Below are 8,321 nucleotides of genomic sequence, written 5' to 3' on the forward strand. Positions count from 1 at the left end.
GCACAGCGGCGAAGCTTGCGAGCCGGACATGAGCACGGCGGCGAAGCTTGCGAGCCGCGGAACGGCCCGGTCCCGCCGCCCCCGGTCGTGCTTCGAGGGCGGCGGGGACGTCTTACTTCTTGCCCTGGGCGGCCACGGCCGCGGCGGCCTCGGCGGCGGCCTCGGGGTCGAGGTACTGCCCGCCGGGGACGGTCGGCTTGAGCGTCTCGGCGTCCAGCTCGTAGCGCAGCGGCATGCCGGTGGGGATGTTCAGGCCGGTGATCGCCTCGTCGGAGATCCCGTCGAGGTGCTTGACCAGGGCTCGCAGCGAGTTGCCGTGGGCGGCGACGATGACGGACTTCCCGGCCTTGAGGTCGGGGACGATGCCGTCGTACCAGTAGGGGAGCATCCGCTCCAGGACGTCCTTGAGGCACTCGGTGGCCGGGCGGATCTCGGGGGCCAGGTCGGCGTAGCGCGGGTCGGCCTCCTGGGAGTACTCGGAGCCGGGCTCGATCGCCGGCGGCGGCGTGTCGTAGGAGCGGCGCCAGGTCATGAACTGCTCCTCGCCGAACTCGGCGAGGGTCTCGGCCTTGTCCTTGCCTTGGAGGGCGCCGTAGTGGCGCTCGTTGAGGCGCCAGGAGCGCTTGACGGGGATCCAGGAGCGCTCGGCCTCGGACAGGGCGATCTCGGCGGTGTTGATGGCGCGGCGCAGCAGGGAGGTGTGGACGACGTCGGGCAGCAGCCCGGCCTCGGCCAGCAGGCGCCCGCCGCGGACGGCCTCTTCCTCGCCGGTGGCCGACAGTTTGACGTCGACCCAGCCGGTGAACAGGTTCTTGGCGTTCCATTCGCTTTCGCCGTGGCGAAGCAGCACGAGAGTAGCGGTCATGCCCCCTATCCTGCCGCGCCCCGGATCCTGTCGCACTCCGGTCGACCGGGTGATGTGGCCGAGGTCGCCTTCACGGCCGTCTCGATTCCGGGGCCGCCGGTCACCGCTCGGGTCTGAGGTGCTCGAAGGCGGACAGGTTCCGGGTGGACTCGCCTCGGTCCAGGCGCCAGCGCCATTCTTCTCGGATCGAGGTGGCGAAGCCGAGTTCGAGGATCGCGTTGAAGGCGTCGTCGGCCGCCTCCAGGACCGCGCCGAGGACCCGGTCGAGTTCGGCGGCGTTGATCGAGGCGTGCGGCAGCCGCCCCACCAGGTGGATGTCGCCGGCGTCGTCGATCGCGAACGTGACCGCGTACAGGCGGCCGTTGCGCCGCAGCAGCTCGGCCCAGACGGCCTCGGCGTTCTCCTCGGGGCGGCGGGCGACGAACGCCTCGACCCGCAGCGCGTGGTCCTCGACGATCAGCGAGCACGGTGTGGACAGCTTGCGTTCGCCGGGCAGCGACAGCGTCACCGACCTGGCGTCGGCGGTGGCGAAGGCCACGCCGAGCTCGTCGAGTGCGGCGGTGAGTTCATCGATCACCGCTCAAGGGTAAGGGCCGGACCGGCCTAGCGGACCGCGCGCGAGATGCGGCGCATCCGGGCATCGGCGGCGCGGAGGTAGGCGGCGCGGATGCCTGCGGCCGTGGCCTCCCACGAGAACGACCGGGCGTGGTCCCGGGCGCCGGCGGCGAGCCGGTCGCGCAGGTGCCGGTTGCCGAAGAGGGTGCGCAGCGCCGCGGCCCAGTCGTCGGCCGAGTGGGTGTCGACCAGCAGTCCCGAGCGGCCCTCGGCGACCGCCGTCGGCAGGCCGCCGACGCGGGCGGCCAGGACCGGGGTGCCGGCCGCCTGCGCCTCCAGGGCCACCAGGCCGAACGACTCGTTGTAGCTGGGGACGGCGACCGCGTCGGCGGCGCGGTAGACCTCGGCCAGCGCCTCGCCCGAGCGGGGGGCGCGCCACTGCACCTGGTCGGCCAGGCCCAGTTCGGCCGCGAGCTTGGGCAGCCAGTACAGGTCGGTGTTGGACGGGCCGCCGACGAACAGCGGCACGATGCGGCGCGCCAGTTCGGGGTCGGTGTGCCGCAGCCGGGCCAGGCCCCGCAGCAGCACGTCGGGGGCCTTGGCCGGCTGGACGCGGCCGACGAAGGCCACCACCATCGACTCGGGCGGCAGGTGCAGGGACTCGCGGGCGGCCCTGCGGTCGCCGGGGGAGAAGGTGGCCAGGTCGACGCCGGGGTGGACGATGTCGACCCGTCCGGTGTCGGCCCGGTAGAAGTCGCGCAGCTCGGCGGCCTCGGCGGCGGTGTTGGCGATCAGGAGGTCGGCCTCGGAGGCGACCTGCTCCTCGCCGAACACGCGGGTGTAGGGCTCGGGCCGGTCGCCGTCGGCCAGGCGCGCGTTCTTGACCTTGGCGAGGGTGTGGAAGGTCTGGACCAGCGGCACGCCCCAGCGTTCGGAGGCGACCGAGGCGGCCTGGCCGGACAGCCAGTAGTGGGCGTGGATGAGGTCGTAGTGCCCGGCGGGGTTGTGGGCCTCGGCGCGCAGCAGCCCTCCGGTGAAGGCGCACAGCTGGCCGGGCAGATCGTTCTTGGACAGGCCCTCGAAGGGGCCGGCCGGGACGTGGTGGACGAGCACGCCGGGGGCGGCCTCGGCGGTGGGAGGCTCCTCGGAGCTGGTGGCGCGGGTGAAGATCTCGACCTCGATGCCGCCGCGGGCCAGCTCGCGGGCGGTGTTGAGGACGTAGACGTTCATGCCTCCGGCGTCTCCGGTCCCCGGTTGGGCGAGCGGGGAGGTGTGGACCGATACCATCGCGACCCGCCTGATGCCGCGGGGGCGGCATCGGGCGCGGAATGCCGGACTGCGCCGATTCTTCACGTTATCGTCCTCTCGTGCGGTGTCGTCCTCTGAACAACGCGCAAAACCCTCGCAATACTTCCGCCGCGAGTCGCGGTCGGCAACGCGGCCGCCTCACGAGTGACGAAATCCGCACGCCCCCGGGCGGGTGAGAAGCCAGAAATTCCTTCGCGACACGGGCCGGAATGGGCCTCAAATCAGGGCAAGTCGTCCATGATGGGGATACTTGTCATCACTAGGGGGGAGACACACCATGAGCACTGCTACTGTGCCCGCAGTACGGCAACCCACCATGTCGCCGGCGCCCAAGCTCGGAAGCGCGCACTCGCTGCGCCGCCTGCCAGTCCAGGAGCGGAGCGCCGCCCGGGTCCGCCGTATGCTCGACGCCGCCGCAGACCTGATCGAGGAGGTCGGCTACGACCGGCTCTCGACGACCGCCATCGCCCAGCGTGCCGATGTCGCCATAGGATCGGTCTACCAGTTCTTCGGCGACAAGCGGTCACTGGCAGAGGCGCTGAGCCAGCGCTACATCGACATGTACATCGAGCGGCTCACCGCCCGCTTCGACGCCGAACCGCCCGCGGACTGGAACGCCGGGGTCGGGGCCGCGATCGAGGAGTACGTGCACATGTACCGCACCGCGCCCGGATTCCGCGTCCTGCACCTGGCCGACGCGATCGACCCCGGTCGCGGCGAGCGCATCGCCACCGGCGGCGACGCCATCGCCGCCCAGATCCTGTCCGGGGTCGAGCAGCGGTTCGGGATCAAACCCGACCGGAACCTCACCGAGGCGGTCACCGTCGCGGTCGAGACCGGGCAGGCCCTGGTCCGCCTCGCCTTCCGCCGCGATCCCGACGGCGAGACCGCCGCGATCGCCGAGGCCGGGCGGGTCGTCGGCGACTACCTCGCGCGCCGCCTGTCGTAGAGGACTCACACCCGCTGCGCCGAGAGGCGGGACCGCACCGGGCCGACTAGTCTCGTAGTCGACCCGGTGCGGTCCCGGAAACCAGAGGAGTGCCATGGCGAACACCACCGCCGACATCAAGACGGTGCTGAAGATCCGCCCCTTCCGACGCCTGTGGACCGTGCTCGGTCTCGCCTCCTTCGGAGACTGGCTGTCGCTGTTCGCCACCGCCGGGTTCGCGCAGTCCCTGTTCGACAACCTCGCCGCCAAGGGCTTCGCCTTCTCCGGCGTCATCGTCCTGCGGCTGCTGCCCTCGCTGCTGTTCGGCCCCATCGCCGGCGTCTTCGCCGACCGGTTCGACCGCCGCAAGACCATGGCCGTGTGCGACCTGATCCGCTTCACCCTCATCGCCTCGGTCCCCACCGTCTACATCGTCACCTCCTCGACGGCCATCACCGTCATCTGGCTGGCCGTGGCCCAGATCCTCATCGAGATCACCGTCCTGATCTGGACCCCCACCAAGGAAGCGGCCGTCCCCAACCTGCTGCCGCGCGACAAGTACGAGGCCGCCAACCAGCTCAACCTCGCCACCACCTACGGCATCGCCCCGCCCATGGCGTTCCTGGTCCTGGCCGCCCTCGAACGCGGCTCGGGCCTGTGGGGCGACGTCGGCATCTGGGCCCAGCCGATGGTCATCGCCCTCTACATCGACGCCGCGATGTTCCTGACCCTGGCGATCACCGTCTACTTCTTCATCCCCCAGATCTCCGGCCGCGACGGCAGGAGCGGCACCGACCTCGCCGGCCAGGGCAGCGTGTGGGGCCAGTTCCTCGACGGCTGGCGGTACGTGCGGGTCAACGAGAAGGTCCGCGGCCTCATCTACGGCATGCTCGGCGCCTTCAGCGGCGCCGGCATCCTCATCGGCGCCGGCACGATCTACGCGGGCACCCTCGGCGCCGGCGAGGCGGCCTTCTACATCCTCGCGGTCTTCCTGTTCCTGGGCCTGGGCACCGGCATCGCGGTCGGCCCCAAACTCATCGGCGAGCTCTCCCGGCTCCGCTGGTTCGGCATGAGCATCGTCCTGGCCGGGGCAGGGCTCGCCCTCGACTCGGTCGCCCCCTGGCTGTGGGTGGCCCTGTTCGGCGCGGTCGTCATCGGCCTCGGCGCGGGCATGGCGTTCCTGGCCGGCATCACCCTCCTCCAGCGCGAAGTCGAAGACGAGGTCCGCGGCCGCATCTTCGGGTTCATCGCCGTCAGCGCCCGCGTCGTGCTGATGCTGTCGATGACCGTCACCTCGCCCCTGGCCGGCTGGCACGCCGCCCGCCAACTCGACCTCGGCGTGACCACCGTCGAGATCTCCATGAGCCGCGTCCTGCTGTTCGCCGCCGCCGTCCTGGTGGTCTGGCTGGGCGTGACCGCCTTCCGCCGCATGGACGACAAACGCGGCGTCCCCGTCCTGGCCGACCTGTGGTCCTCACTGCGCGGCCGCCCCCTCTCCAGAGCCGTCCCCACCGCCTCCACCGGCTTCTTCGTCGTCTTCGAGGGCGGCGAGGGCGCCGGCAAGTCCACCCAGGCGGTCAAACTGTCCGCCTGGCTCAAACTGCGCGGCTACGAGACGGTCCTGACCCGCGAGCCCGGCGCCACCGACATCGGCGCGCGCATCCGCGCCCTGGTGCTCGACTCCGGCACCGAGACCGCCCCCGGCCCGCGCTCGGAGGCCCTGCTGTACGCCGCCGACCGCGCCCAGCACGTCGACAAGGTCATCCGGCCCGCGCTCGAACGCGGCGCCGTGGTCGTCTCCGACCGCTACATCGACTCCTCCATCGCCTACCAGGGCTCGGGCCGCAGCCTCGGCAAGGACGAGGTCGCCTGGGTCTCGGCGTGGGCGACCGGCGGCCTCAAACCCGACCTGACCGTCGTCCTCGACGTCGACCCGGCCACCGGCGTCGGCCGCGCCACGGCCGGCGGCGAGGGCGACCGCCTCGAACGCGAGCAGCTCGACTTCCACGAGCGGGTCCGCCGCACCTTCCTCGACCTGGCCGCCGACGACCCGAAACGCTACCTCGTCATCGAGGCCGGCGGCACCCCCGACGAGGTCGCCGCGGCCGTCCGCGACGCGGTAGCCGAACGGCTCGACATCCGCACCGAGACCCCCCGCGCCGACTCCGCCTGGCCCGACCTCGACCACGAGGGCGAAGGCCGGTGGAACTCCGTCGCCGAGGAGGCCGGCAGGCCGTGAGCGTGTTCGACGAGCTGGTCGGCCAGGGCGAGGCGCAACGCGTCCTCGCCGCCGCCGCGCGCGGGGACGGCATGACGCACGCGTGGCTGTTCACCGGGCCTCCCGGGTCCGGCCGCTCGACCGCCGCGGTCGCCTTCGCCGCGGCCCTGCAATGCGAGACCGGCGGCTGCGGGCAGTGCCACGCGTGCCGCACGAGCCTGGCCGGCACCCACCCCGACGTCACGCGCGTCATCCCCGAGGGCCTGTCGCTCGGGGTCGACCAGGTCCGCGGCCTCATCCTCGACGCCTCCCGCGCCCCCACCTCGGGGCGCTGGCAGATCCTCATCATCGAAGACGCCGACCGCCTCACCGAAGCGGCCGCGAACGCGCTGCTCAAAGCCGTCGAAGAGCCGCCGGAGCGGACCGCGTTCCTGCTGTGCGCGCCCTCGACCAACCCCGCCGAGATCGCGGTGACGATCCGCTCCCGGTGCCGGGTGCTGGTGCTGCGGCAGCCCGAAGCGGCCGCGATCGCCGACCTGCTGGTGCAACGCGACGGCCTCGACCGGCGCGAGGCCGAACTGTTCGCCGCGGCCGCCCAGGGCCACGTCGGCCGGGCCAGGCGGCTGGCTACCGACCCCGAGGCGCGCGCCAAACGGCACGACGTCCTCCAGATACCCCGGCGCCTGACCGGACTGGGCGCCTGCTTCACCGCCGCGGTCGAACTGATCGAGGCCGCCGAGGCCGAAGCGGCCGGGACCTACACCGACCAGTCCGCGGCCGAGAAGGAGGCCCTGGAGACCGCGCTCGGCAAGGGCGGCACCGGCAAGGGCGCCACCAAGGCCGCGCGCGGCTCGGCCGCGGCCCTCAAAGAGCTCGAGAAGCGCCAGAAGACCCGCGACACCCGCGCCCAACGCGACTCCCTGGACCGGGCCCTGGTCGACCTGGCCGCCTTCTACCGCGACGCCCTCGCCGCCGGGTTCGGCGCCAGAGTCGCCGTGATCCACCCCGACGCGGCCGAGACCTCCCGCGCCGCGGCCGCCCGCCTCAGCGCCGAGTCGCTCCTGCGCCGCATCGACGCGATCCTGGCCTGCCGCAAGGCCATCGAGTCGAACGTGCGCCCCCGCATCGCCGTCGAGGCGATGATGCTCTCCCTGTGGCGGGCCTAGGGAGTGCATTCGGTGGATCCGAACGGGTCAGATGCAGACCGTTTGGGACCACCACACATCCCCTCACTGGGTTTCTCGGAGGACGCTCCGGTCTTCGAACCGGGGAGGAATCCGGGGTCATTGCTCGGCTCTTGATCCTTTGGCGTGGGATTGCAGACGGAGGGACTGTCGTACCCGTTCGGTACGGTTTCGGGGTGCATTTGCGTTACACCTTCCGGGTCTATCCGACCGCGCCGCAGCGCACGGCGCTGGCTCGGGTATTCGGGTGTGTGCGGACGGTGTTCAATGATGCGGTCGCGGCCCGCCGCAAGGCCTATGCCGAGGGCCTGCCGTTCCCGCCGACGGCCGTCTTGGACAAGCGGCTGATTACCGAGGCGAAGCGGACTCCGGAGCGGGCCTGGCTGGCTGAGGTGTCGACGGTGCCGTTGCAGCAGGCGTCGCGGGACTGTCATGCGGCTTACCGGAACTTCTTCGATTCGTTGTCGGGGAGGCGGGCCGGGGCGCGGGTGGGGCCGCCGCGTTTCAAGCGCCGCTCGCATCGGCAGGCGGCCCGCTACACCCGCAACGGGTTCGCGCTCCGGGGCAACGGCCGCCTGTATGTGGCGAAGGTCGGGGAGCTCAAGGTCGCCTGGTCGAGGGAGCTTCCGGCCGAGCCGTCGAGTGTGACGGTCGTCAAGACTCCAGCCGGGAGGTACTTCGTGTCGTTCGTGGTCGCGGTCGATGAGGGCGCGGAGCTGCTGGAGCCGCTGGCCGACCCCGAGGCCGAGACCGGGATCGACCTGGGCCTGAAGGACTTCGCTGTGGTGCGCGGGGGCCGGGTGATCGAGTCGCCGAGGTTCTTCCGCAGGCTGGAACGGAAACTGAAGAAAGCGCAGCGGGCACTGTCCCGCAAGCAGAAGGGCTCGGCGAACCGGGTGAACGCTCGGGTCGAGGTTGCTCGGGTCCATGAGCAGGTCAGGAACCGCAGGGACGATTTCCTCCACAAGCAGGTCAAGACGATCGTTGCCGAGAACCAAAGCATCTACGTCGAAGACCTGAATGTGCGGGGCCTGGCCCGGGGCCGGGGCGCGAAGTCGATCCATGATGCCGCGCTCGGCCGGTTCCTGACGTTGCTGGAGTCGAAGGCGGCCCGTGCGGGCCGCACCTTCGTGCGCGTGGACCGGTACTTCCCGTCCACTCGGTTGTGCTCGGCCTGCGGTGCCCTCACGGGCCCGCGAGGCTTGGAGGGGCTTGCGGTCCGGCAGTGGCGCTGCGGGTGCGGAGTAGTCCATGACCGCGACC

General features: G+C 71.7%; 7 protein-coding genes. 4 read left to right on the forward strand and 3 right to left on the reverse strand.

Annotated elements, in window-relative coordinates:
* Positions 1-112: 112 nt before the first annotated feature.
* The 3 genes from JFB92_RS11920 to mshA form a co-directional block, all read right to left on the reverse strand.
* A complete protein-coding gene (locus tag JFB92_RS11920) occupies positions 113-865 on the reverse strand; it encodes a phosphoglyceromutase (protein ID WP_199038492.1) in 753 nt (250 codons plus the stop codon).
* 100 nt (positions 866-965) lie between these two features.
* The gene (locus tag JFB92_RS11925; protein ID WP_199038495.1) at positions 966-1,442 is read right to left on the reverse strand and encodes a type III secretion system chaperone family protein; all 477 of its coding nucleotides are present in this window, start codon (positions 1,440-1,442) and stop codon (positions 966-968) included.
* Positions 1,443-1,468: 26 nt separating this feature from the next.
* Positions 1,469-2,707, reverse strand: a complete 1,239-nt coding sequence (mshA, locus tag JFB92_RS11930; RefSeq protein WP_199038498.1) for a D-inositol-3-phosphate glycosyltransferase — start codon at positions 2,705-2,707, stop codon at positions 1,469-1,471.
* Positions 2,708-3,005: 298 nt separating this feature from the next.
* On the opposite strand from mshA, the gene JFB92_RS11935 reads away from it, so the two are divergent.
* The 4 genes from JFB92_RS11935 to JFB92_RS11950 all read left to right on the forward strand — a co-directional run.
* Entirely contained in the window at positions 3,006-3,677 is a 672-nt protein-coding gene (locus JFB92_RS11935) for a TetR/AcrR family transcriptional regulator (RefSeq protein ID WP_199038501.1), read from the forward strand.
* A 94-nt stretch (positions 3,678-3,771) separates the two neighbouring features.
* Positions 3,772-5,895, forward strand: coding sequence for a dTMP kinase (gene tmk, locus JFB92_RS11940; protein WP_199038504.1), 2,124 nt, complete (start codon positions 3,772-3,774; stop codon positions 5,893-5,895).
* On the forward strand, positions 5,892-7,040 hold the full coding sequence (locus tag JFB92_RS11945; protein WP_199038507.1) for a DNA polymerase III subunit delta': 1,149 nt from the start codon (positions 5,892-5,894) through the stop codon (positions 7,038-7,040). The genes tmk and JFB92_RS11945 overlap by 4 nt, the downstream gene beginning before the upstream one ends.
* Before the next feature lie 194 nt (positions 7,041-7,234).
* Positions 7,235-8,321, forward strand: a 1,087-nt coding sequence (locus JFB92_RS11950; RefSeq protein ID WP_199038510.1) for an RNA-guided endonuclease InsQ/TnpB family protein, incomplete at its 3' end; no start/stop codon positions are given.

The organism is Glycomyces salinus, from assembly GCF_016428645.1.
GTDB classification, from domain to species: domain Bacteria; phylum Actinomycetota; class Actinomycetes; order Mycobacteriales; family Micromonosporaceae; genus Glycomyces; species Glycomyces salinus.